Source organism: Rhodoplanes roseus (assembly GCF_003258865.1).
Lineage (GTDB): Bacteria > Pseudomonadota > Alphaproteobacteria > Rhizobiales > Xanthobacteraceae > Rhodoplanes > Rhodoplanes roseus.
This window is the reverse complement of the sequence record NZ_NPEX01000072.1, coordinates 1-24,744: the sequence shown is the minus strand read 5'-3', so window position 1 is coordinate 24,744 and position 24,744 is coordinate 1. Positions and strand designations below refer to the sequence as shown.

19 protein-coding genes are annotated in these 24,744 nt (G+C 69.9%); 10 read left to right on the top strand and 9 right to left on the bottom strand.

The genetic code is table 11. From position 1 onward, the window contains the following. Positions 1 to 32: 32 nt before the first annotated feature. From CH341_RS12785 to CH341_RS12775, 3 genes are read right to left on the bottom strand one after another with little or no spacing between them, the layout of a single operon-like run. On the bottom strand, positions 33 to 1,511 hold the full coding sequence (locus CH341_RS12785) for a DUF3618 domain-containing protein (protein ID WP_111419410.1): 1,479 nt from the start codon (positions 1,509 to 1,511) through the stop codon (positions 33 to 35). 3 nt (positions 1,512 to 1,514) lie between these two features. Continuing rightward, complete coding sequence (locus CH341_RS12780; protein ID WP_111419409.1) at positions 1,515 to 1,922, bottom strand: phage holin family protein; 408 nt, start codon at positions 1,920 to 1,922, stop codon at positions 1,515 to 1,517. Positions 1,923 to 1,934: 12 nt separating this feature from the next. Then, positions 1,935 to 2,654: a hypothetical protein gene (locus CH341_RS12775; RefSeq protein WP_111419408.1), complete on the bottom strand. Its 720-nt coding sequence runs from the start codon at positions 2,652 to 2,654 to the stop codon at positions 1,935 to 1,937. A gap of 478 nt (positions 2,655 to 3,132) precedes the next feature. Between CH341_RS12775 and CH341_RS12770 the strand changes: the two genes are divergently transcribed. Next, the gene (locus CH341_RS12770; protein ID WP_111419407.1) at positions 3,133 to 4,308 is read left to right on the top strand and encodes a vWA domain-containing protein; all 1,176 of its coding nucleotides are present in this window, start codon (positions 3,133 to 3,135) and stop codon (positions 4,306 to 4,308) included. Between the two features lie 96 nt (positions 4,309 to 4,404). On the opposite strand, the gene CH341_RS12765 is transcribed toward CH341_RS12770, so the two are convergent. The 3 genes from CH341_RS12765 to CH341_RS12755 form a co-directional block, all read right to left on the bottom strand. Beyond that, complete coding sequence (locus tag CH341_RS12765; RefSeq protein WP_111419406.1) at positions 4,405 to 4,692, bottom strand: addiction module antidote protein; 288 nt, start codon at positions 4,690 to 4,692, stop codon at positions 4,405 to 4,407. A gap of 18 nt (positions 4,693 to 4,710) precedes the next feature. Continuing rightward, positions 4,711 to 4,986, bottom strand: a complete 276-nt coding sequence (locus CH341_RS12760) for a hypothetical protein (protein ID WP_425376176.1) — start codon at positions 4,984 to 4,986, stop codon at positions 4,711 to 4,713. A gap of 106 nt (positions 4,987 to 5,092) precedes the next feature. Beyond that, the gene (locus CH341_RS12755; RefSeq protein ID WP_170149601.1) at positions 5,093 to 6,322 is read right to left on the bottom strand and encodes an AI-2E family transporter; all 1,230 of its coding nucleotides are present in this window, start codon (positions 6,320 to 6,322) and stop codon (positions 5,093 to 5,095) included. Positions 6,323 to 6,535: 213 nt separating this feature from the next. On the opposite strand from CH341_RS12755, the gene CH341_RS12750 reads away from it, so the two are divergent. From CH341_RS12750 to CH341_RS12740, 3 genes are all read left to right on the top strand, one after another. Continuing rightward, complete coding sequence (locus tag CH341_RS12750; protein ID WP_111419404.1) at positions 6,536 to 8,875, top strand: amidase family protein; 2,340 nt, start codon at positions 6,536 to 6,538, stop codon at positions 8,873 to 8,875. 178 nt (positions 8,876 to 9,053) lie between these two features. Next, on the top strand, positions 9,054 to 11,066 hold the full coding sequence (locus tag CH341_RS12745; protein ID WP_111419403.1) for a protoglobin domain-containing protein: 2,013 nt from the start codon (positions 9,054 to 9,056) through the stop codon (positions 11,064 to 11,066). An 87-nt stretch (positions 11,067 to 11,153) separates the two neighbouring features. Next, positions 11,154 to 12,671 (top strand): tetratricopeptide repeat protein, encoded by a 1,518-nt coding sequence (locus CH341_RS12740; protein WP_111419402.1) that lies wholly within the window; start codon positions 11,154 to 11,156, stop codon positions 12,669 to 12,671. On the opposite strand, the gene CH341_RS12735 is transcribed toward CH341_RS12740, so the two are convergent. The 3 genes from CH341_RS12735 to nifJ all read right to left on the bottom strand — a co-directional run bounded on the left by CH341_RS12735 (position 12,644) and on the right by nifJ (position 18,668). Beyond that, complete coding sequence (locus CH341_RS12735; RefSeq protein ID WP_111419401.1) at positions 12,644 to 13,624, bottom strand: M15 family metallopeptidase domain-containing protein; 981 nt, start codon at positions 13,622 to 13,624, stop codon at positions 12,644 to 12,646. The genes CH341_RS12740 and CH341_RS12735 overlap by 28 nt on opposite strands. A gap of 261 nt (positions 13,625 to 13,885) precedes the next feature. Further along, positions 13,886 to 14,902, bottom strand: a complete 1,017-nt coding sequence (locus CH341_RS12730) for a dihydroorotate dehydrogenase-like protein (RefSeq protein WP_111419400.1) — start codon at positions 14,900 to 14,902, stop codon at positions 13,886 to 13,888. Between the two features lie 142 nt (positions 14,903 to 15,044). Then, positions 15,045 to 18,668: a pyruvate:ferredoxin (flavodoxin) oxidoreductase gene (nifJ, locus tag CH341_RS12725; protein WP_245431024.1), complete on the bottom strand. Its 3,624-nt coding sequence runs from the start codon at positions 18,666 to 18,668 to the stop codon at positions 15,045 to 15,047. A gap of 589 nt (positions 18,669 to 19,257) precedes the next feature. On the opposite strand from nifJ, the gene CH341_RS12720 reads away from it, so the two are divergent. The 6 genes from CH341_RS12720 to CH341_RS12695 all read left to right on the top strand — a co-directional run. Continuing rightward, positions 19,258 to 19,917: an RNA polymerase sigma factor gene (locus CH341_RS12720; RefSeq protein WP_111419399.1), complete on the top strand. Its 660-nt coding sequence runs from the start codon at positions 19,258 to 19,260 to the stop codon at positions 19,915 to 19,917. Positions 19,918 to 20,058: 141 nt separating this feature from the next. Further along, positions 20,059 to 20,889, top strand: a complete 831-nt coding sequence (locus CH341_RS12715) for a flagellin (RefSeq protein ID WP_111419398.1) — start codon at positions 20,059 to 20,061, stop codon at positions 20,887 to 20,889. Between the two features lie 64 nt (positions 20,890 to 20,953). Further along, a complete protein-coding gene (gene fliD, locus CH341_RS12710) occupies positions 20,954 to 22,669 on the top strand; it encodes a flagellar filament capping protein FliD (RefSeq protein WP_111419397.1) in 1,716 nt (571 codons plus the stop codon). Continuing rightward, positions 22,669 to 23,145 carry a flagellar export chaperone FliS gene (locus CH341_RS12705; RefSeq protein ID WP_111419396.1) on the top strand — a complete coding sequence of 159 codons (477 nt, stop codon included), beginning with the start codon at positions 22,669 to 22,671 and terminating at the stop codon, positions 23,143 to 23,145. The genes fliD and CH341_RS12705 overlap by 1 nt, the downstream gene beginning before the upstream one ends. A gap of 499 nt (positions 23,146 to 23,644) precedes the next feature. Beyond that, positions 23,645 to 24,280 carry a hypothetical protein gene (locus tag CH341_RS35240; protein WP_210208277.1) on the top strand — a complete coding sequence of 212 codons (636 nt, stop codon included), beginning with the start codon at positions 23,645 to 23,647 and terminating at the stop codon, positions 24,278 to 24,280. After that, on the top strand, positions 24,277 to 24,744 hold a 468-nt coding region (locus CH341_RS12695), incomplete at its 3' end, for a periplasmic heavy metal sensor (RefSeq protein ID WP_146604458.1). The genes CH341_RS35240 and CH341_RS12695, both read left to right, overlap by 4 nt.

Here is a 24,744-nt window from a genome sequence, read left to right as displayed (position 1 = left end):
CGCAGGCGCCGGCCGGTGGGGTTTTGCGCGGGTCAGCTGGTGCGCGACTTGCCGGTCTGGGCCGGGCGGCCGCCCGCCGGTCCGGTGGCCGGAGAGGCGCCCGTTCCGGCCATGGCGGGCGAGGCCGAGGAGGCCGGAGATGGCGAGCTCGACGGCGTGGTGCCGGACGACGTGGTGCCGGACGACGTGGTGCCGGACGGCGAGGTGCCGGGCGACGTGGTGCCGGGCGACGTGCTGCCCGGTGACATGGTGCCCGAGCTTGCGGCGGCGGTCCGCTTCTCCGACATGCCCTGGCGGCTCTCGCCGGAGCCCCCGGCGGTGGCCTTGTTGCCCTCGGCCTTGCCGGTGTCGCCGGCGAGCTTCTCCTTGGCGCTGTCGAGCTCCTGCTTGGTGCTCTCCTTCACGGCCCCGGCGAGCGCCGCGACCTTGTCGCCGAGGTCGCTGGCGGTGTCGCCGAGATCCCGGGCGATGCCGTGCGCGGCGTCCTTGGCCGAGCCGGTCGACAGGCCCTGCTGCTCGGCTTCGTCGCGCACCCGCTCGGCGATGCGACCGGCCGCGTCCTTGGCCTCGCCGTAGTAGGACCGCACCGTCTCGGACGCCGCCTGCTTCATCTCGTCGGCGGTCTCGCCCATCAGCTCGTCCTCGGTGCGCGAGCGCGGCATCGCGGCGCCGATCAGCGCGCCGATCGCCAGCCCGAAGGCCCCGACGACGAGCGGCTGCTCGCGCACGATCCGCACCAGCGTCGACTGCGCCGTGGAGGCCTGGTCGGCGATGCTCTCGCCGACCGAACGGGCCCGGCCGTAGACCTCCTGGCCGAGATCGGAAGCGCGGTCGTAGGCGTCGCGGCCGAGATCGGAGGCGCGGTCGTAGGCGCCGGTCGCGGCATCGTAGGCGCCGCGGCCGAGGTCGCTGGCCCGGCCGCCGAGATCCTGCGCGCCCCGCTTGACGCTCTCCGCCGTGTTGCTCGCCAATCCGGCGGCACGGTCGGCTGCGCTGGTGGCGGAGTCGTAGGCCGCGCCGGCGGCGCCGCGCGCCGTGGACGCCGCGCCGGTGGCACCCGACTTCACCGACGAGAACGCCCCGCGCGCCTTGTCGGCGGCCGCCTGCGCCGCGGCGCTGGTCGCATCCGCGGCCTCGCGCGCCCCGGCGCTGATGCCGGCGCCCGTGCTGGTCCCGCTCTCGTGACGCGAGGCGGTGCGGGTGGTCGCCGTGCCGGCACCCGCATAGGGCATCGGCTCCGGCACGATCGACGGCGCCGGGCGCGGCGGGCGGCGCGGCGAGAACATCAGCCAGGCGAGGCCGGTCGCCACCAGGGCGACCGGGAGCGGCGCGTTGCGCACCTGCTGGCCGAGATTCTGGACGAACTCGCCGCCGCCGTGGCCGCGCGCGAACGCCATGGCCTGGTCGACGATCTCACCCGGGGTCATGCGCTCCCGCAGGGCCTCCAGCGTGGTGTTGAGCTGGGCGCGCTGCAGTTCGGCTTCGGTCTCGATCTCGCGAGCGGTCGGCATGGATCACCTCACCTGGTTGCGCGCGACGGCCGCGTCGCTCTGGAGCTGGGACATGGTGCGGTTCGGCTTCAGGTTCTCGGCCTTGAGTCGGCTCGCGCCGATCAGCGCCAGGACGGCGCCGACCAGGAGCGTCACGCCGCCGACCAGGAGGGCCGCCCAGTGGGCCTGCATTCCGTTGTCGATCAGCGCCGCGACGGCGGCCTGCAGCAGGATCACGAGGCCGGGCATCAGCAGCACGGCGCCGACCGCGATCAGCGCCACGCCGGCACCGACCACGCCGATCTTCTCGCTCATCTCGGTGCGGGCGAGCCTGGTCTCGGTCCGCACCAGCGAGGTCACCTGCTGGACCAGGTCGGTGAACAGTTCCGGGACGGTCCGGTGGTCCTGGATACGGTGGTCTTGGAGACCCATGGTCGCCTCTCCTCAGAATTCGTTGTGCGGGAATGCGGTCGGATCGGTCCGCGCGCCGACCCGGGCGTCGCTGCGCGGATAGGTCGTGCCGGGCGAGCCGGGCTGCGGCTGCAGCGGGGGGCTGGCGGTGCGGCCCTGCGGCGAGCCCGCGTGGCTCTGCGTCGACGACGCGTTCGGCGCGCCGCTCTTGAGGAAGCGGGCGAGCGCGAAGCCGGCGACCAGCGACAGGCCGAAGAAGGCGGCCGTGTTGTTGCGGGCGAAGCGCTCGGCGTCGCGCGCCAGCTCCTCGACGCTCTTGTCGCGCACCGCGCTGGAGACCTGCTCGAGCTGCGAGGCGCCCTTGCGGACCCAGGCGGCCGCCTGCGGCATCTCGTCCGCGATGTCGTCGGCCGCCGACGAGATCGCCCGGGCGACGCCGCTCACCTTCTCGGCGCCGGCCTTCTTCTGCTCCTCGGCCACCGAGCGCGCCTTCTGCTGCAGCGGCTCCGCCATGGCGGCCGCCTGGTCGCGCAGCTCGGTCGCGGCCGACACCACCTCGTCCTTCACGCCGCTCGCCGTCTCCTTGACGGCGCCGGCGACCTGCTCGCCGGCCCGCCGCAGATCGTCCTGCGGGCTGCCGGTGCGGGACGGGCCGGACCCCGAAGCGCCGCCGCCGGTCGATCCGGCGCCCGACGCGCCTGCGCCCGACGCGCCTGCGGCGGACGTGCCTGCGCCCGACGTGCCCGCCGGCACGGAGGTGCCCGGGACGGAGGTGCCGGACGGGGACGTTCCGCCAGACGTCGGGGTGGAGCCGCCGGTGGAACCGGTGGAATACGGGCTGTTGGACTGCTGTCCGGGCCTGGACTGGTTCTGCATGGCGGATCCATCCCCTGTCGGGCGCGGCGAGGCCGCTCCGGTTGTTGTGACCATCGACGTGACGCGAAGGGCCGGGACGCGGAGGAACGTTGCACGTCGTCCGACGAGCCGGTCCCGAACGGGCTGCGAGCGGGTCGCGACCCGGTGCGATCCCGTTGCGATCGTGGGCTCAACGTCAGGCCGCATGCGGAGTTCCGGCGCTGTGCGCGTCGTGCGGCGTCGCGGCGCGAGCGGCCGAGACCTCCGTCGCCGAGCCGTGCCGGCTCGACCGGTGCCGGGCGGCCGCTATACTGGATCGCGACAGCGGCCGTCAGCCGCACGTGGATCGGCGTGCGGGCGCGCAGGAGAGCAACAGATGTTCGTCGGCTTCTTTCACGCGCTCAAGAGCGCCGGCCTGCCGGTGACGCTGCGCGAGTATCTGACTCTGATGGAGGCCATGGACGCGGATCTGGCCGAGCGCCGGGTCGAGGACTTTTATTATCTGGCCCGCGCGCTCCTGGTGAAGGACGAGCGCAACATCGACAAGTTCGACCGCGTCTTCGGCACCGTGTTCAAGGGCTTCGAGAGCGCCGGCGAGGCGATCGCCGCCGAGATCCCGGCCGACTGGCTGAAGAAGCTCGCCGAAAAATACCTCACCGAGGAGGAGAAGGCGCAGGTCGAGGCGCTCGGCGGCCTCGACAAGCTCCTGGAGACCATCAAGCAGCGCCTCGCCGAGCAGAAGGGGCGCCACCAGGGCGGCAACAAGTGGATCGGCACCGGCGGCACCTCGCCGTTCGGCGCCTACGGCTACAATCCGGAAGGCATCCGGATCGGCCAGGAGACCAACCGGAACTTTCGCGCCGTGAAGGTGTGGGACAAGCGCGAGTTCAAGGATCTGGACGACACGGTCGAGCTCGGCACCCGCAACATCAAGGTGGCGCTGCGGCGGCTGCGAAAATTCGCGCGCACCGGCGCGCCCGAGGAGCTGGACCTCGACGGCACCATCAAGGGCACGGCCCACAAGGGCTATCTCGACATCCACATGCGGCCCGAGCGCCACAACGCCGTGAAGGTCCTGGCCTTCTTCGACGTCGGCGGCTCGATGGACTGGCACATCGCGCTCACCGAGGAGCTGTTCTCGGCGGCCCGGCTCGAGTTCAAGCACCTCGAATACTACTACTTCCACAACTGCCTCTACGAGCGCGTCTGGAAGGAGAACAAGCGGCGCTGGGACCACACCACGCCGACCTTCGACGTGCTGCACACCTATCCGCACGACTACAAGGTGATCTTCGTCGGCGACGCCTCGATGAGCCCCTACGAGATCGTCACGCCCGGCGGCTCGGTCGAGCACATGAACGAGGAGCCCGGCCAGGTCTGGCTGGAGCGGGTGACGAAAACCTACCCGGCCTGCGTCTGGCTCAACCCGGTGCCCCCGGAGCACTGGGAGCACACCGCCTCCATCCGCATGATCCGCCAACTGATGGGCGGCCGGATGTACCCGCTGACGCTGGAGGGACTGGACCGCGCGATGCGGGAGCTGGTGAGGTAGGGGGGACGTCGCCGTCGGCCACGGACGAGCAGGCTGGCCGAGACAGGGACCCGATCCGATGCGGAGCTATTCCGGGACGCGTCCTGCACGAGCCGGTCAGGCCGCCCGGTGCTTCGGCTCGAGCTCCACGCCGAGAGCGCCGAGCACGCGCATGACCGTGTCGAACTCGACGCGCGTCTCGCCGCTGAGCGCGCGATAGAGATTCTCCCGCGACAGGCCCGTCTCGCGCGCGATCTCGGTCGTTCCGCGCGCCCGCACCACCGTGCCGATCGCCTTGGCGATAAACGATGCGTCGCCGGTCTCGAACGCCTCGGCCAGGAAAGCGGTCACGTCCTCCTGGGTCTCCAGAAACTCGGCGGCGTCGAACCTCCTCAGTTCAGGCATCGTCCTTCTCCAAATCGGTCAACACCAGTCTGGCCGTTTCGATGTCGCGGGGCTGCGAAGACTTGTCGCCGGCGCAGAGAACCACGAAGGCGTCGCCGCGTTGCGCGAAGTAGACCCGGTAGCCGGGGCCATAGTGAACACGAAGCTCGCTGATCCACGACCGACCGGGGCGACGTCGCCGGGGTTTCCGTCGGCGAGCCGCATCAGCCTGACCACGATCTTCTGACGCGCCTTGACGTCCCGCAGGCCGCGAAGCCAACGGGAGAACGCCTCGGTCTGGTAGACCTCGGGCATGGTCGCTCGCCTCGACCCTGCGCGAGTGTAGCGCATGCGCTACATTCTCGCAAACTCGAAGGAGCGCACCCGGTCTCACGATGATGATGTGGGTCGAATTCCTGACTCACTCCCCCGGCGCCAGGGCGTCCTTCGTCGCGGCCGTCGGCACCACGGGGACGACGCCTTGCGCCAGGGCGGACGGGCCCGACGGCGGAACCGAGGCCGGCGATGCCGTGGGCGACGCGGCGCGGCGCCAGGCATCCAACAGATTCACGAAGACGCCCAGCAGCGTCGGGCCGATGAACAGGCCGAGGAAGCCGAAGGCCAGGAAGCCGCCCAGCACGCCGAAGAAGATCAGGGTGAGGGGCAGGGCGGCGCCGAACGAGACCAGCCAAGGCCGGATCACGTTGTCGACGGTCGAGACCATGATGCCCCAGACGATGATGAAGATCGCCCAGCCGGTGGAGCCCAGCCCGAACAGCCACCAGGCGGCGCCGCCCCAGATGAACACCAGGAGCACGCCGAACTGGCTGAGCGCGATCAGCATGGAGACGAAGCCCAGCACGGCGGCGCCCGGCACCCCGGCGAGCAGCAGCCCGAAGGTCATCAGCCCGGCCTGGATCGCCGCCGTGCCGACGATGCCGTAGGCGACGCCGCGCACCGAATCGGCGGCCGAGTCGAGGGCCGCCACCGCGGTGGCGCCGCCGAGCCGGTCGGCGATGTCGCGGATCGCATGCGCCAACGTGTCGCCGCGCAGCCAGAACAGGGTGGCGACGGCGAGCGACACCAGCACCTGGAAGATGCCGTCGGCGAACGCCTTGGCGATCTCGACCAGGGCCCGCTGCAGCTCCGCCGAATAGGACTTGAACACCTCCTGGACGACGCTGCTCGGGTCGGCGAGGTCGGTCCACAGGCGGCGCAGCGGCTCCTCGACGAACGGGATGCTGGCGAGCCAGCCGGGGAACTCCGGCATGCCGGCGAAATAGGTCTGCCCCTGCTGCAGCCCCTTCACCATGCGCTCGGCGAGACCGGGGGCGAGGAAGACGGCCGGCAGTCCGATGGTGGCGACCGCGGCGAGGAGCAGCAGCCCCGACGCCAGCACGGTGGAGCCGCCGTGGCGCACCATCAGGTCGCGCAGCGGCCAGGTGGCGATGACCAGGATCCCGCCGAACAGGATGCCGGTGACGAACGGCTTGACCACCAGGAAGACGCCGACCAGCAGCGCGACGAAGACGGCGAGCGCGGTCATGCGCTCGATCAGGCTCGCGGTCGAGGCGAGCTTGGCGGCCAGCACGTCCTTGCCGGCGTCCTGGTTCGGAAGGTCCTGGTGCGGAAGGTTCTCGGGTGTCGTCATCGGGGGTCCCGGGCGGGTCTCCTGGGTGGCGTCGAAGCCGCCGACCATACCCGACCTCGGTGTGCGCTGCACGCACCTCCGCGTGCGACCGCCGTGCCGGTTGCCCGGACCGTCCGGGCGCTGTCTACTCGGAGGCCGCCGCCCGCCGGCGGCCGATCCGACCCAATCCCCCGGCATCCACGCCGACCATCACGACAACAAGAAGGAGCCGCCATGACCGGGCAGGCCGCGCGACCGCCGTTCAGGCTGGAGGAAGCGACCATCGACGCGATGCACGCCGCCATCCGGGCGGGCGAGATCACCTGCGTCGAGATCGTGCAGCACTACATCGACCGGGTGCGGGCCTTCAACGGCCCGTCGAGCGCCCTGGTGACGCCGGACGGCGCCCCGGTTCCGCCGACCGCCGGCGCGGTGCGGGGCGGCGCGCCGATCGGCTTCCCGACCGCGACCGTGAAGGCCGCCGACGTGCTGCCGGATCTCGACCGCTACACCGGGCCGCCGATCGAGTTCGGTCGCATGGAGCCGACCGCCTCGGACCCCTCGGTGCAGCAGCAATACGGCATGATCGTCGGCATCCCGGATGCCGGCCAGGTCAATGCGCTCTCGACCATCAACATCCGGGGCGAGCGCTCGGTGACGTTCCGGGGCGACTTCGACCGCCATCCCGACGACGGGCCGCTGCCGGAGGGCGCACCGCCCGGCGCCGAGATCTTTCGCCGCTGGCCGGACGCCCTCGAGCAGGCGGCCGCCTTGGATGCGACGTACGGACGCGAGCCGGATCTCGACGCGCTGCCGCTCTACGGGGTGGTGTTCTCGTTCAAGGATTCGTTCGACGTGAAGGACATGCGCTCGACCGGCGGGGGCGACGCCGCCTACGATGTCGACGTGCCGGCGCGCGACCACGTCCTGGTCGATCAGCTCCGCAAGAAGGGCGCCATCATCTTCGCCAAGGCGGTGTGCACCGAATACAACGGCCGGGCCGGCAATCCCGGCGGCCGCCACGTGCCGGACAAGGTGCTGCCCTCGACGCTCGGCTATCAGCGCTCCACCTGGGGCGGCAACCCGTCGAACCCCTACGACACCCGCCGCTCGGCCTCGCTCGGCTCGAGCTCCGGCTCGGCACTCTCGGTGTCGACCAATCTGGTGATGGCGAGCCTCGGCGAGGAGACGCGCGCCTCGTGCCGCGGCCCGTCCAACCACAACGCCGTCGCGCTGATCCTGCCCCACAAGGCGATGCTCGGCTTCGACGGCGGCGCCATCGGGGCCGACATCTATTGCGACCGCAGCGGCATCCATGCCCGCAGCATCGTCGACTGCGCCCGGATTCTCGATGCGCTGAAGGATCCGGAGCAGGGCTATTACGATCCGCGCGACGTCTACACCACGGTGCCGCGCCCCTCGGTGCTGGCGACGCCCTATGCGAGCCACACGGTCGGTCGCGGCATGATCGGCGAGCTGAAGGGTCTGCGGCTCGGCGTCATCCGCGAGTCGATGCTGGTGCCGCCCGGCTCGATGACGGAGCGGCCGATCGTCACGGCGGCGACGCGCGAGATCAAGGAGATCCTCGCCGGCCGGCTCGGCGCGACGCTGGTCGAATCCAAGGATCCGCTGTGGACGCCCGATCCCGACATCGAGCAGATGGGGGTCGATTTCCGCACCGCGTTGGCGCGGCTGGTGCCGGTGTTCATGCCGGACCTGCTGTTCCGGCTCGGCCGCGACGGCCGGCCCGTGTTCCAGGATTTCGCCGACGCCGTCGTGCCGACCGAGTTCGTGCCGGGGAAGAAGTTCGGCAACGGCACGATGACGCCGATCGACTACTGTGTCGCCATGGCCGAGGGCCGCATCGCGCCGCCCACGAATCTCGACATCGGAACGATCCAGCAGCAGGAGCTGGCGATGGCGTTCCGCTTCCACATCAGCCAATACCTGATGCGGCGCGCCGCCGACTGGACCGCGCACGGCGTCACCGAGCGGCTTGCCGACTGGCCGGCCCTCAACGCGCGGTCCAAGTTCTGGGGCGACGACCAGCGCGCCGCCTTCAAGAACTGGGAGGAGGTCGGTGATCCGAGGAATCCGCTCGGTGGCCGCCAGGGCGTCGACGAGCGGATCATGCTGCGCGAGCTGCTGCGCCGCGTCGACATGATGGTGATGCTGGAGAACAAGCTCGACGCGCTGGTGCGCCTGCATACGCCGTGGCCGCCCGGCCTGATCGGCCATCCGCACCAGTACGACATCGCCCACAATCTCGCGCCCGAGTCGCTGATGGGCCCGAATGCCGGTCTCACCGAGGTGCTGATCCCGGCCGGCTACGTCACCACGGCCTACGATCCGGTGTTCGCGCTGGCGCCGGACGGCAGCCGCTTCGTGTCGGCGCCTTCGCACACGCCGACCACGATCCCTGAGCCGGGGCTGCCGTTCTCGCTGGTGTTCCGTGCCGAGCCCGGCAAGGAGGACGTGATTCTCCGCATCGCCTCGTCCTACGAGGCCGCGTCCAGGCGGCGCGTCCCGCCGCCCGCCTTCGGGCCGATCGAGCGGCGCGCCAGGCCGGTCTGATCTCCGGCAGGCGGGACCTAATAACTTCGGTCTAGCGACCCGGCTCCGCGTGGCGTGCGGAGCCGGGGTTCGCAGTTTTATGGTGGCTCGATACCAAAATTAACCCGCTCTCCACCACGTCCGGGCGATACCGGTTGCTCTATGCCGTGTGGTTTTTCATCCCCAGCGAGCGGGCATCATGGCCGAGCAGATTTCGACCGAATCCCTGGCGACCGATCTGTCCTACATCGCATTCGACGACGAGAGCGCGGCGCTGCTGCGGCGGGCCAAGCCGATCCTGCTGGCGGCGCTGCCCGGCATTCTCGACGGCTTCTACGTCAAGACCCAAGCGATCCCGCCGCTCGCCGCGCTGTTCAAGAGCGCGCAGCGCATGGCCTACGCCAAGGAGGCCCAGGCTAGGCACTGGTCGTATCTGTTCGACGGCTTGTTCGACGAGCGCTATCGCGAGTCGGCCGAGCGCATCGGCCAGACCCACCACCGCATCGGCCTCTCGCCGCACTGGTACATGCTCGGCTACGGCATGTTGCAGGCCGAGCTTCTCGCCGCCCTGCTGGCCGACCCCGGCATGCTGCTCACGGCGGCGCAGCGCCGCCGCGTCGCGGGCATGCAGGCGGCGGTGAGCCGCGCCGTGGTGATCGACATGGAGGCGGCGCTGTCGTCCTACTGGCAGGAGCTCGACAAGGCGCGCCTCGACGACGCCGAGACGACCATCGAGCGGATCAACAGCCAGGTGATCGAGACCGTGGCGAGCGTCGGCACCTACAACAGGGGCCTGCTCGACAGTGCCGACTCGATGAAGGTCGTCAGCGAGGCCGTGACCTCGGACGCGCGATCGGCCACCGGCGCCGCCGGCACGGCGCTGTCCTCGGCCCAGACCGTCGCGGCGGCCGCCGAGGAGCTGCACGCCTCGATCGCCGAGATCGCCCGTCAGGTGAGCCGCGCCTCGTCCGCCGCCCGCCAGGCCGACGGCCGCATGAAGGAGACCCGCGGGGTCGTCGACAACCTCGACAAGGCGGCCGACGAGATCGGCCAGGTGGTCGGGCTGATCGGCGACATCGCCTCGCAGACCAATCTGCTCGCCCTCAACGCCACCATCGAGGCGGCGCGCGCCGGCGAGGCCGGCAAGGGCTTCGCCGTGGTCGCGGCGGAGGTGAAGACGCTGGCCAACCAGTCGGGGCGCTCGGCCGAGCAAATCGCCGGCCAGGTCAGCCACATCCAGGAGGTCGTGCGGCGCACCGCGACGGCGATCGAGGAGGTCGCGGCCACCATCCGCGAGCTGGAGAACATCTCGACCTCGATCTCCTCCGCGGTCGAGGAGCAGTCGGCGGCGACCAGCGAGATCGCCCAGAATGTCGGGCAGACCGCGAGCCATGTCGGCCGGGTGAGTGCACTGATGGACGACGTGCTGAAGCGCGTCACCACGGCGCACGGCGCGTCGCTGACCGTGCACGATTCGACCCGCAGCCTGGACGCCGTGGTCGGGACCCTCGGCCGCATGCTGACGCGGGCCGTGCGGACGGCGTCCGCGGTCGCCCAGCGCCGCCGCTATCGCCGCCGCGGCCTGCTCATCGAGGCCAGGCTGGAGACCGGCGGCAAGACCGAGGACGTCCGGGTGCTCGACCTGTCCGAGGCCGGGGCGCTCCTGCACGGCGGCCGCGACCTCACCAATCACGCGACCGTGGTCCTGCACATTCCGGACGAGGGGCTGAATGTCGAAGGAACCGTGGTGGCCTGCAGCGAGGGCATCCATCACGTCAACTTCACGGACGAGCTCGACACCGCCCAGGTCGACGCGCTGGCGCAGAAATACTTCGGCCGGCTGATCGAGATCGCCAAGGCCGACCACCGGGCCTTCGTGGCCCGGGTGCGCGACGTCGTCTCCGGCAAGCTGCCGGCCGGTGCGACCGAATCGACCCATCACACCTGCCGGTTCGGCAAGTGGTACGACAATGTCGGCGACGACACGCTGACCGAGACGGCGGCCTTCAAGGCGATCGCCTCGCCGCATCTCGCGCTTCATCAGGCGGGCTTCGGCGCACTCGATGCGGCGAAGGACGCCAACCACGAGCTGGCGAAGGCCAAGCTGGCCGAGCTGGAAGCGTTGTCGCAGCAGATCGTCGGCTGTCTCGACACGCTGGCGTCGGAGACGGCGGCCCGGCAGGGCCGCGGCTCGCGGGCGCGCGCATCCTGAGCGGCGCTCCGTCCGCGGGGCTGCCCTGACGCCGGAAAGTCCGGTCCCGTGCGTATCAAGCTCGACCTCGGGAGGGCGAGCGCGGGCATGGAACAAGGACGAAGCGGCCTGGAGATCGGGCGGGCGCAGGCCGATCTCGGTGCCGCGCTGATGAAGGACGAGAAGCTCGACCAGGGCATCGCGGCCTATGCGACGGCGGTGGCGCTCAATCCGGGCCGCGCCGCCGAATGGCTCGCCGAGGCGAATTACGAGATGGGCCGCGTGCTGCGCAACCGCGGCGACAATGCCGCCGCGGCCGCCGCCCTGCTCGAGGCGACCGCGCTGCGGCCCGACTGGTCGAACGCGCATTCCAGCCTCGGCATGGTCCTCAAGGACATGGGGCAGCTCGACGACGCGCTGCGCTGCCAGCACCGCGCCGTCGACCTCGATCCGGCCAACCCGGCGGCGTGGACCAATCTCGGCACCGCCCTGCATGCCCGCGACGAGTTCGAGACCGCCGAGGCGGCGCACCGCAAGGCGATCGCGCTGGCGCCCGGGAAGGTCGAGCCCTACAGCAACCTGGCCCGCCTGCTGCACGATCTCGGCCGCATCGACGAGGCGCGCGCCCTGCACGATCGCGCCGTCGCCTGCGATCCCGAGAACGCCACGGCGCGCTTCAACCGGGCGACCGCGCTGCTGCTCGACGGCGACTACGCCGCCGGCTTCGCCGAGTACGAATGGCGGCGACGGCGCGGCGTCCTCACCGCGGCGGTGCGCCGCTTCGACGAGCCCGAATGGACCGGCGAGCCGCTGACCGGCCGCACCCTGCTGCTGCATGCCGAGCAGGGGCTCGGCGACACGCTGCAGTTCGTGCGCTTCGTGACGACGGTCGCCGCATCGGCCGCCGCCGTGGTGCTGCAGGTGCAGTCGCCGCTGGTGGCGCTGCTGGGGCAGGCGTTCCCCGGCGTCTCGGTGATCGCGGCCGGCGAGCCGTCGCCGCGCTTCGACTGCCATCTGCCGCTGATGAGCCTGCCGGCCCGGCTCGGCACCACGCTCGACACGCTGCCGGCCGACGTGCCCTACCTGTTCCCGTCGGGGCCCAAGCGCGCCGCCTGGCGCGACAGGATGGCGGGTCGCGACGGCCTCAAGGTCGGTCTCGTCTGGGCCGGCAATCCGAAGCACCGGTTCGATCGCCGGCGCTCGCTGCCGCTCGCCGCGCTGCTGCCGCATCTGCCGGCCCGCGGCCTCGCGCTCTACAGCCTGCAGAAGGAGGTCGGCCCGCAGGACGCCGCCGCGCTGGCGCTGCGCAGCGACATCGTCGACCTCTCGGCGGATCTCGCCGACTTCTCAGACACGGCGGCGGCCGTGGCGGCGCTCGATCTGGTGATCTCGGTGGATAGCGCGGTGGCGCATCTGGCCGGCGCGCTGGCCCGGCCGACCTGGCTGCTGACGCCCCATGCGCTCGACTGGCGCTGGCTGCGCGAGCGCAGCGACAGCCCGTGGTATCCGACCATGCGGCTGATCCGCCAGCGCCGGGCCGGCGACTGGGCGAACGTGCTGGCGCAACTGGGGCAGGGGCTGCGCGACGCAGCCGCGGGTCAGTCGCGCGGCGTGGCGGTGGCGTAGCGGGAGCGCTTGACCCGCAGGGTCGAGGCGATCTGCTGGTAGTTGCCGCGCGCCTGGATGTGGGCCGGGTCGTAGCCCGGCATCGGCCGGCTCATCGCGAAGCGGGCGCCGTTTCGGTCGATCCAGTGCCACACGTCGGCGGCGTCGCGGCCGTCCGCCGTGGTGATGTCGATGGCGCGGCCGTGGCCGTAGCCGCCGGTGCGCCGGCTGCCGCCGTGCAGCGAGTTGCCGACCGAGGCCTTGAAGCCGGAGGCGAGGCGCTGGCGGAAGTCGTCGCGGAACGCGCTCAGCATCGACCAGTTGTAGCCGTCGGCGTCGAGCGCCTTGCCCATGTGATAGAGCGTCTCGCGGAAATCGCGATCCATGCCGCGGATGACGTAGTCCTTCAGCGACATGCCCATCCGCTTGGCGGCGGCCGGGTCCTTCCAGGTGAAGTCGCCGGAGCCGTCCTTCTTGATCGGGTTGCGCAGGTAGACGTCCCACAGATAGTCGTCGATCTCGTCGGGCGTCTCGCCGGGGCGGGTCCGCTCGACCATCTCGGGCATCTTGGCCACGGCCGCGGCGCCGGCGATGTTGCCGACCGAGCCGAGGCTCCCGGTCGCGTCCGGGTCGACCTCGACCATCGAGGCGGAGGCGAGCGTGAAGGTGGGCTCCCAGGAGAGGATGTCGGCCGGGCTGCCGTGACCGCCCTCGGGTCCCGACTCGTCGCCTTCGAGATCGGCTTCGGCCTCGGTCGCGTCCTCGGCCGGGAGGCCGACCGGAATCGTCCCGAGCGAAGCGGTGCGGATCGCGCCCTCGACGATCCAGACGCGCTCCTTCGGAGTGGGGAAGGGGCTCGACAGCGCCAGCGGCAAGGCGACGAAGCACATCAGCCCGCCGGCGCCGACCGCGGCGATCGTCGCGGACCAGAACGAGACGGTGTCGCCGGAGACGGCTGCAGTCGAAGAAGGCATTTCGAACCCGAGACTGGTGAACCGAGGACGGCGCCCGCGGGGCGCCGGTGGCAGGTTGCAGTGACGGGGTTCGACCACCGCCTGCGCGACGAGGCCATCCTCGTCCCGCAGGGTTAGCGCGAGGTTAAGCGGACCTCGCGTCCGGCCCTCCCCCCGGAGCAGCCTCTACAATTGGGAGGAGCAATGCGGCAGGCACATGGCAAAAGACGAGGGCCGCCGGTGTGGCGGCCCCGCATGGTAAAGGCCCGTAAGGGAACGGCGTCAGCTCGCCAGGATGTCGTCGCGCAGCGTGTAGGAGCTGAGCACCTTCATGTAGTTGCCGCGCTCGTAGGCGGACGGGTTCGGGACCGCGTTGCGGCTCATGCTGCCGCACATCTGGGTCACCGAGTCGTACTCGTGCGCATCGAGCCAGTGGGCGAGATCGGCCACCACCGCCTTCGCATAGCCGGGTCCGTGCTGGAGCAGGGCCGAGGTCATGCAGGCGACCCGGGCGCCCGCCATCACGCTCTTGACGATGTCGGTGGCGGAGTGGACCCCGCCCGTGATCGCCAGGTCGGCCGTCACCCGGCCGTACAGGATGGCGATCCAGTGCAGCCGCACCAGCAGCTCCTCGGGCCGGCTCAGCATCAGCGAGGCGATCACCTCGCGCTCCTCGATGTCGAAGTCGGGCTGATAGAAGCGGTTGAACAGCACGAGCGCCTCGGCCCCGGCCTCCGACAGCCGCCGCGCGATGTTGGCGGGCGCGCTGAAGAACGGCGACAGCTTCACGGCGACCGGGATCTTGATCTGCGCCTTGATGGCGGTGAGCAGGTCGACATAGCCCTGCTCGATCTCGGCCGCGCTTTTCCCCGGGTCGACCGCGATCGAGTAGGTGTTGAGCTCGATGGCGTCGGCGCCGGCCTCCTGCATCAGCTTGGCGTGCTCGATCCAGCCGCCGACCGTGACGCCGTTGAGGCTGGCGATCACCGGGATGTCGACCCGCGCCTTGGCCTGGCAGATCAGCTCGAGGCAGCCGTCCGGCCCGAGATTGTAGGTGTGCAGATCCGGGAAGAACCCGGCCGCCTCGGCGAAGGTGTCGGCGCCGCGCTCGAGATCGGCGTGCACCGACAGGCTCTCGAGGGTGAGCTGCTCCTCGAACAGCGAGGGCAGCACCACGGCGGCGACGCCGGCATCGGCCAGCCGGCAGATGCCCTCGATGGAATCGCACAGCGGCGAGGCCGAGGCCACCAGGGGCGAGGAGAGGGTCAGCCCGAGATAACGGGTGGTCAGGTCGGTCATGCGGCGTTCCTTCGCGCGGATTCCTCGGTCATTCCGGGGCGCACCGCAGGTGCGAACCCGGAATCCAGCAACGGATTCGGTGCGTGCGTCTGGATTCCGGGTCCGGCGCTCCGCGCCGTCCCGGAATGACGGATTGCTCGCCTCACTCGTCGCCCCCGTTCGCGGTCGGGGCGGCGTCGTCGTCCGCCGGCCGCGGCGTGACGTCGGGGCTCTCGGAGCGGCCCAGCATGGCGGCGCGATCGGCGTAGACGCGCCACTGCCGCTCGACGTCGTCCTGGGCGACCTTCAGGAGCTCGCGGGCCGCCTGCGGGTTGGAGCGCACCAGCATGGTGTAGCGCGCCTCGTTGTAGGCGTACTGCTTGAACGGGATCGTCGGCGCCTTGGAGTCGAGCTGGAACGGGTTCTTGCCCTCGTCCCACAGGCGCGGGTCGAAGCGCATCAGCGGCCAGTGGCCGGACTGCACGGCCGCCTTCTGCTGGTCGAGGCCCATGGTCAGGTCGTAGCCGTGCGCGATGCAGTGGCTGTAGGCGATGATCAGCGACGGTCCCGGATAGGACTCGGCCTCCTGGAAGGCCTTCACGGTGTGCATGTCGCCGCCGCCCATGGCGATCCGGGCCACGTAGACCGAGCCGAAGCTCACCGCCTCCATGGCGAGGTCCTTCTTGCCGGTGAACTTGCCGCCGGCCGCGAACTTCGCCACCGCGGCGCGCGGCGTCGATTTCGACATCTGGCCGCCGGTGTTGGAATAGACCTCGGTGTCGAGCACCAGCACGTTGACGTTGCGGCCCGAGCCGAGCACGTGGTCGAGGCCGCCATAGCCGATGTCGTAGGCCCAGCCGTCGCCGCCGATCAGCCACACGCTCTTGCGCACAAGGCTGTCGGCCAGCCCGACCAGCGCCTTGGCCTCGTCGGTCGTGTCGGCGGCGAGCAGCCGCCTCAGCTCCACCACGCGGGCGCGCTGCTGCTCGATGCCGCCTTCCTTGGCCTGGTCGGCCTCCAGCAGCGCCGAGACCAGCCCGTCGCCGAGCTTGCCGGCCTGGCGGGTCAACAGCTCGCGGGCGAACTCCATCTGCTTGTCGGCGGCGAGCCGCATGCCGAGGCCGAACTCGGCATTGTCCTCGAACAGCGAGTTCGACCAGGCCGGGCCGCGGCCGCAGCCGTTGGTCGTGTAGGGCGTGGTCGGCAGGTTGCCGCCGTAGATCGACGAGCAGCCGGTGGCGTTGGCGATCAGCAGGCGGTCGCCGAACAGCTGGGTGAGCAGCTTGATGTAGGGCGTCTCGCCGCAGCCCGAGCAGGCGCCCGAGAACTCGAACAGCGGCTCCAGGAGCTGGACGTCCTTGACGTTGTCGTGCCGCACTTTCTCGCGCGACACCTCGGGCAGCGAGAGGAAGAAGTCCCAGTTGGCGTTCTCGGCCGCGCACAGGGGCTCCTGCTCGGCCATGTTGAGGGCCTTGTGCTTGACCTCGCTCTTGCTCTTCACCGGGCAGACCTCGACGCACAGCTTGCAGCCCGTGCAGTCCTCCGGCGACACCTGGAGCAGGTAGCGCTGGCCGTCGAACTCGCGCCACTTGGCCTTGGCGTGCTTGAAGGTCTCGGGCGCTCCCTCCAGCGCCGACTGGTCGACCACCTTGGCCCGGATGACGGCGTGCGGGCAGACCAGCACGCACTTGCCGCACTGGATGCAGATGTCGGTGTCCCACACCGGAATCTGCTGGGCGATGTTGCGCTTCTCCCACTGCGCCGTGGCGGTCGGGAAGGTGCCGTCCACCGGCATGGCGCTGACCGGCAGCGCGTCGCCGCGCCCGGCGATCGACTCGCCCAACACGTCGCGCACGAAGGCGGGCGCCTTGCGCGACACCGGCGGCAGCATCTCCAGAGTCGCCGTGACGGCGGCCGGCACCGGAATCTCGTGCAGCCGCGCCAGCGTCGTGTCGACGGCGGCGAAGTTCTTCTGCACCACGGCGGCGCCGCGCTTGCCGTAGGTGTCCTCGATCGAGGTCTTGATCTTGGCGATCGCGTCCTCGCGGGGCAGCACGCCCGAGATCGCGAAGAAGCAGGTCTGCATGATGGTGTTGATGCGGCTGCCCATGCCGGCTTCGCGGGCGGCCGCCCAGGCGTCGATCACGAACAGCCGGAGCTTCTTGGCGACGATCGTCTCCTGCACCTTGCGGGGCAGCTTGTCCCACACCTCCTCGGGCGCGCCGGGCGCGTTGAGCAGGAAGGTGGCGCCGTCCTCGGCGCCGGCCAGCACGTCGATCCGCGACAGGAACTGGAACTGGTGGCAGGCGACGAAGTTGGCGCGCGAGACCAGATAGGTGGAGCGGATCGGGTCGGGCCCGAAGCGCAGATGCGACACCGTGATGGAGCCGGACTTCTTCGAGTCGTAGACGAAATAGCCCTGCACGTAGCTCGGCGTGTACTTGCCGATGATCTTGATCGAGTTCTTGTTGGCGCCGACCGTGCCGTCCGAGCCGAGGCCGTAGAACAGCGCCCGCACCGTCTTCGGGTGCTCGGTCGAGAACGTCTCGTCCACGGCCAGGCTGGTGTGGGAGACGTCGTCCGTGATGCCGACCGTGAAGTGGTTCTTCGGCGTGGCGCTCGACAGCTCGTCAAACACGGCCTTGACCATGGCGGGCGTGAACTCCTTCGACGACAGGCCGTAGCGGCCGCCGATCACCCGCGGCATGGTGGTCGCGGCACCGCAGGAGATGCGCTCGGCCAGCGCGGTCAGCACGTCCTGGTAGAGCGGCTCGCCGACCGAGCCCGGCTCCTTGGTGCGGTCCAGCACGGCGATCGACTTCACCGTGGCGGGCAGGGCGGCCAGGAACGTCTCGGTGGCGAACGGCCGGAACAGGCGGACCTTCAGCAGGCCGACCTTCTCGCCGCTGGCGCGCAGCGCCTCGACCGTCTCCTCGACGGCGCCGGCACCCGAGCCCATCAGGATGACGACCCGCTCGGCCTCGGGATCGCCGACATAGTCGAACAGGTGGTAGGCCCGGCCGGTGAGGCGGCCGAACCGGTCCATCACGTCCTGCACGATCTCGGGGCAGGCCCGGTAGAACGGGGTGCAGGCCTCGCGCGCCTGGAAATAGACGTCCGGATTCTGCGCCGTGCCGCGCAGCACCGGGCGGTCGGGCGACAAGGCGCGCTCGCGGTGGGCGCGCACGTGGCGGTCGTCGATCATGGCGCCGAGGTCGTCGTCGGTCGGCAGGTCGATGACGTTGACCTCGTGCGAGGTGCGGAAGCCGTCGAAGAAGTGCAGGAACGGCACCCGCGATTCGAGCGTCGCCGCGGTCGAGATCAGGGCGAAGTCGGCCGCCTCCTGCACCGAGCCGGAGGACAGCAGCGCGAAGCCGGTCTGGCGCGCCGCCATCACGTCGGAATGGTCGCCGAAGATCGACAGCGCGTGAGTAGCCAGCGTCCGGGCCGCCACGTGGATCACGGCCGAGGTCAGCTCGCCGGCGATCTTGTACATGTTGGGGATCATCAGCAGCAGGCCCTGGGACGCCGTGAAGGTCGTCCCCAGCGCGCCGGCCTGCAGGGCGCCGTGCAGCGCGCCCGCGGCGCCGCCCTCGCTCTGCATCTCGACGACGTCCGGCACCGTGCCCCAGAGGTTCTTCACCCCCTCGGACTTCCACTGATCGGCCCACTCGCCCATGTTGGAGGAGGGCGTGATCGGGTAGATCGCGATCACCTCGGAGAGCCGGTAGGCGACCGACGCGGCCGCCTCGTTGCCGTCCACGATCGAGCGCGTGCGACTGGTCACGTCCCCCCCGTCTCGCCGCTTCACCCCGTGCATGAACGCCTCCGTCTCACCCGAAAAGAAGGTCGGCACCCTAGCCCACCCGGCCGGCGGCTCGATTGACCTGCGTCATGCTGCATAAAAGTCCTGCATGGGGCGCTGGGCCGCCGCCGCCGTCGCCCGCCGATCGGTCCGAATGCCCGTCCGGGCGCCGCCCGGCGCCGTCGTGACGTGCAGCGAAACGCCCGGCGTGGCGCCGGGTCGCCCCGGGTCGAACCGCCGGCCGGCCGGCGTCTCCTTCGGTGGATGCCGACGCTGCGACAGATCAGGCCGTGTCGTTGCGGATCGCTCTGCGAGTGTCGATCCCTCGAGTGGTCATCCTTGCCGGACGAAGCTCTGTTTGTTTCGGAAGTTATTCTTTTGATGCCTAGAGCTATACTGTAATAGGAATTTTCTTCCTAGTGCTCGGCAGTATTTTCCGGGTAGGAAAACTAACTGCAGCTCAAAAAGATCGATTTTTCTCCGCCCGAATAGTTCGGGTCGCCCGTTGAATGCTCGAAAGCCTCGTGTGGCGCCGACCTCGGGCGCTCCATGGTCGCTGGGGAGAACTGTCATGACGTACGCGTGCGTGTCCTGGGACGTCCCGGCCGTCCAGGCTCTTCCGGAGCCGGACAAGGCCGAGGCGCGACCGGTGCCGGCGGCCACGCAGGAGCCCGACGACGACGAGCTGCTCCGGCGAATCGGCGAAAGCGACGAGGGCGCCTTCCGGATGCTGGTCGAGCGCCACGTCGACCGGGCGTTCGCGCTGGCGCTGCGCATCCTCGACAACCGGGCCGACGCCGACGACGTGGTGCAGGATTCGCTGCTGAAGGTGTGGACGCATCGCGCCCGCTGGGAGTGCGGCCGCGCCAAGTTCTCGACCTGGCTCTATCGCGTCGTCACCAACCGCTGCATCGATCTGCGCCGGCGGCCGCGCAACGAGGACGTCGACGCGGTGGGCGAGGTGGCCGACGGCCAGCCCGACGCGGTGACGGCGATGCACCGCTCCGAGGTCTCCGAGCTGCTCGACGCCGCCATGAACCGGCTGCCCGACCAGCAGCGGATCGCCATCATCCTCTCGTATCACGAGAGCATGAGCAACGCCGAGATCGCCGACGTGATGGACACCACCGTGTCGGCCGTCGAATCGCTGCTCAAGCGCGCCCGCCAGCAGCTCCGCAAGCTGCTGCGCCGCTCGGAAAACGACATCCGCCAGGCGTTGACCGAAGATTAACCACGACGGCTCGACCCCCGAAATATTCGCCGCCCGCCGTTCGCGGGGCGCCCCGTTGAACTTCCAGACGCGGAGATTTCCGCGCCGCTCCGCCGCCCACCGCACGGGCGCGGTTCCAGAGTTCAACGCGAGGAGAGAGCCATGCCCGTCATTACCACGAACACCGCCGCCAACTCGGCCGTCCGCTACCTCAACATCAACTCCAAGGACCAGTCGGACTCGCTGTCCAAGCTGGCCAGCGGATCGCGCATCAACCAGGCGTCCGACGACGCCGCCGGCCTCGCGATCTCGACCCGCATCTCGTCCGACATCACGGCGCTGAGCCAGGCCGCGACCAACGCCTCGCACGGCGTCGCCGTGCTGCAGACCGCCGACGGCGGCGCTTCCAACATCAGCGACATCCTGCAGCGCATGAAGACGCTGGCCTCGCAGGCCTCGTCGGGCACCGTGACGGACACCGAGCGGACCTACATCAACGCCGAATTCTCGCAGCTCATCGACGAAATCGACGGCACCGCGACCTCCACCCGCTACAACGGCAAGAGCCTGCTCGACGGCACCTCGAGCGCCTTCGCCGGCTCCGGCACGACCGTGATGGTCGGCTCCGACGCCACCGACACGATCACGGTCTCGATCGCCACCCTGACCGCGACGGCGCTGAGCGTCGACTCGCTGACCGTCAGCACGCAGTCGGACGCGACCGCGGCCCTGACCTCGCTCGACACCGCCATCGACACGGTGTCGAAGGCCCGCGCCGACATCGGCGCCATCGAGTCGCGCTTCGAGTTCCGCAGCGAGTCGATCGCCACCCAGCAGGAGAACCTCGAGGCGGCCAATTCGGCGATCGAGGACGTCGACATCGCGTCCGAGGAGGCCAAGCTCGCCTCGTCCGAGGTGAAGACCCAGGCCGCCGTCGCGGCCGCCGCGCAGGCCAACCAGATGCCGCAGGAGCTGCTGAAGCTGCTGCAGTAACCACTGAGGGCGCGGGGGGCCGGGGTACGACCCGGCCCCCCTTCAGCGCGAACGGGCGAACGAGATGTCGACGGTCAGCAGCACGAGCAGCACCACCAGCGCGACGACCAGCACGTCGACCAGCTCGGCGCTGTCGTCGTCCAGCACGGTCAAGAACATCACGATCGACTGGGACACCCTGATCGAGGAAGGCTATCAGGCGAAGCTCACCAAGGCCGACACGGTCGAGACCAAGATCACGACGAACCAGGCCAAGGTGAGCGCCTACGAACAGGCGCAGACGCTGCTCCAGGACCTGTCCGACGCGGCGGACGCGCTGCGGGCTCCGACCGGAAGCAGCGCGTCCAGCACCGACGTGTTCGAGTCGAGGACGGCCTATCTCACCGCCAACGGCAGCGTCACGGCGAGCGACGCGGTCGCCGTGACGGTGGAGGACGGCTCCGACATCGGCAGCTACGATCTCGCGATCCTGCAACTCGCCACGGCCCACAAGGTCGCCAGCGACACGCAGTCGAGCCGCACCACGGATCTGGGCTACGACGGCGTCTTCAGCCTGACGGTCGAGGGCGGCTCGACCGTCACCGTGACGGTCGACAGCGGCATGACGCTGAACGAGATCGCGGAGGCGATCAACAACACGACGGACACCAGCGGCGTGAAGGCCGCGGTGCTCCAGGTGTCGAGCGGCTCGTACAAGCTCGTGCTGACGGCCCAGGACACCGGCAAGACCATCACGGCCGCCGCGGTGTCGGGTGACGACGTCCTCCAGGAGTTGGGCATCACCGGTTCGGACGGTGCCTTCGCGAACGAGCTCCAGACGGCCCAGGATGCCATCGTCGAGCTCGACGGCATCGAGGTCAGTCGTGACTCGAACGAGATCGACGACCTGGTCGACGGCGTGACGTTCCATCTGTACCAGACGACCCCCGACGACACTTCGATCGCGGTCGAGGTCGGCACCAATCTGAGCGACGTCAAGACGGCCGTCCAGACGCTGGTCGACGCGTACAACGCCTATCGCGACTTCGCCATCACGCAACAGACGATCGGGTCGGACGGTACCGTCTCGGAAGACGCCGTGCTGTACGGCGACGGAACGCTGAAGAACATCAGCACGGATCTGTCGGCGGCGTTGACCACGATGTTGGGCAGCAAGTCGATGTCCACCATCGGCCTGTCGTTCGACTCCGACAACAAGCTCGAGCTCGACACCGACGTCCTCGACGACGCGCTGCTCGACGATCTCGACACGGTCAAGTCGCTGCTGTCCTTTCAGTCCTCGACGACGTCGAGCGACCTGATGCTGCTGACGCGCGGCACCTCGACGCCTTCCTCCATCACGCTGGACATCCAGGTGGACGACACCGGCACCCTGTCCTCGGCGTCGGTGAACGGCGACGACACGCTGTTCACGATCAAGGACAACCGCATCGTCGGCAACAGCGGCACGATCTATGCCGGACTGAGCTTCGTCTATATCGGGACGACGGATCAGACCGTCACGTTCACGAGCACGACGGGAATCGCCGAGCTCCTCTACACGACCGCCGACACGGCGGCCGACACGACGAGCGGATCGCTCCAGACGCTGGTCGATCGTCTGACCGACCAGAACACGACGCTCCAGGACCGGGTCGACCTGCTCACCAGCCGGGCGGAGTCCTACAAGGAACGGATCACGGCGCGTTACGCGAGCTACCAGGCCGCGATCTCGGAAGCGCAGGCGACGTTGAGCTATCTCGAAACTCTCCTCAACTACAACACCTCGAGCGACAGCTGATGAGCACCAATCAGAATCCGCAGGCGGCGGCGCTCGCCTACAATCGTGCGGCGGCCACGGTTCCGCCGTCGCGTGCCGTGGTCCTGCTGTACGACAAGGTCCTGGTCCTGCTGCAGCGGGCCGGGCAGGACATCGAGGAGCGCCGGATGGATCGCGCCCTCGAGGACGTCCTCAAGGCGGCGGCGATCCTGCGCGGGCTCAGCCACATCATCGACTTCAAGCGGGGTGGAGCGCTGGCCGAGCGGCTCTACACCATGTACACGCGCAACATCCTCGCGGTGCTGCAGTCGTTCCGCAAGCCCGACGCGCCGGAGCGCTACCGCAAGATCTCCGAAGGCCTCGCCGAGCTGCGCGACGCGTGGGCCGAGATCGCCGGGCTGCCGACCCGGGCCCAGGAGTCGGCCGCCCGCGGCGGCCACGCGGCGATGCCGGTCGAGGCGGTGCTGAACCGCAAGGCGGCCGGCGCGAGCCGCTGAAGCGACGTTTCATTTTTCGCGCGTGCGGCGGTGACGCCGCGCCGGAGCGGCGTCACGGTTCGCGCGTACCTCGGTGCTGGTCCGCGATCAGTGTCCGACGCGCTCGACTGACGTCTCGATTGTCATTGCCGATTGTCACGATGCGCCGTCGGGGAACGGCGCAGTCCCGGTCGTCCTCTCACCGTCGCGGGACAGGCGTCCCGCCGTCGCCGAAACGGGCCGGGCGCTTGCCGAGGGGCGGGACACGATGTACACGCTCACCATCCTGGCAGCCCTGCAATCGTGGCGAAGGCCGGCCGCGCCGGAGCGACGCCGCAATCGTACGGGTGAGCTAGCCAAGCAGCGCTACACCTTACCGAACCTCGCCGGGCCGTCACGGCGAGGCCGGGACGTGGCTCATCGAGCCGGGTGCGCGGTGCCGTTCCGGGCCGCATCTTTCCGCCAATCGTGTGGCTTCGGAGCGAGGCCGCAGGATTTCGGCTCCACACCGACGAGGCGCATGGTCGCGGTTCCGTGCGGTGCCCTATATCTGCCGGATCGGACTGGTTTTTGTTTTGTTAAGGTCCGTCTGGCAATTGAAAGTCTCTCCGGACTAGTCCGCTTCCAGGATGGAAAAGGCCCCGGAATGGATATCGATGATTTCGAAGACCGGGTCGATCGATGGGGTGAGGATGTTTCCGCATGGCCGGAGCCCTCGCGCAGCGACGCCCGGGCTCTGCTGCGGACCTCGGCGGAGGCGCGCCAGGTGCTGGCCGACGCCGTCGCCTTGCGAACGGCGCTCTCCGCCCGCGCATCCGTTCGCGCTCCGGCCGGCCTGACCGATCGCATTCTCGCCGCTGCCCGCGAGGCCGATGCGAATTCGACATCGGCGGCCGCGCCTGTGGCCGCTGCCGCCATGCCGCCGCCGGTTCCGTCCTCGATCGCGAAAGCGCGTCCGGCCCGGCGCCCGGCGCCGGTCTCGGTTCCGGGCTGGCGCGCCCGTTTGACCGCCCTCGTCGCGCCGCCGTTGCGGCCCGCGATCGTGCTCTCCGCCTGCTTCCTGCTCGGCATCGCCACCAGCCTGTGGACCAGCCCGCGGACGTCGCCCGATCTCGGCTTCGGCTTGTTCGTCTCGGCCTTCGAGGATCTCCAGTGAGTGCGGAACCGATCATGGCCGGGAACGGCTGGATGGGGCGCTCGGGCGGGCTCCGGATCGTCCTGTTCGTCTCGCTCGGCGTGAACCTGTTCCTCGCGGGGTCGTGGGTCGGCACCCTGATGCGGCCCGGCTGGCCACCGCCGCCGCCGCCGCGGCCCATGCAGGAGATCGCGCGCGAGCTGCAGGGGCGCATCGCGCCGGACAGCATGGCCAAGGTCGAAGCCCTGATGGGCGAGATCGACACCCGCATCCGCTCCGGCCCGGGCGATCCGCGCCGGATGGACGATCGGCTGCGTGAGCTGCTGAGCGCCGATCGGTTCGACGTCGAGGCGTTCACGACCACGGTCGATCGCTTCCTGTCCGCCCGCTCCGAGAACGACAAGGTGATCGCCAAGAGGATCGCCGAGGTGGTCGTCGATTTTTCGCCCGCCGACCGCAAGGTCCTGGCCGAGGTGGTGCTGCGG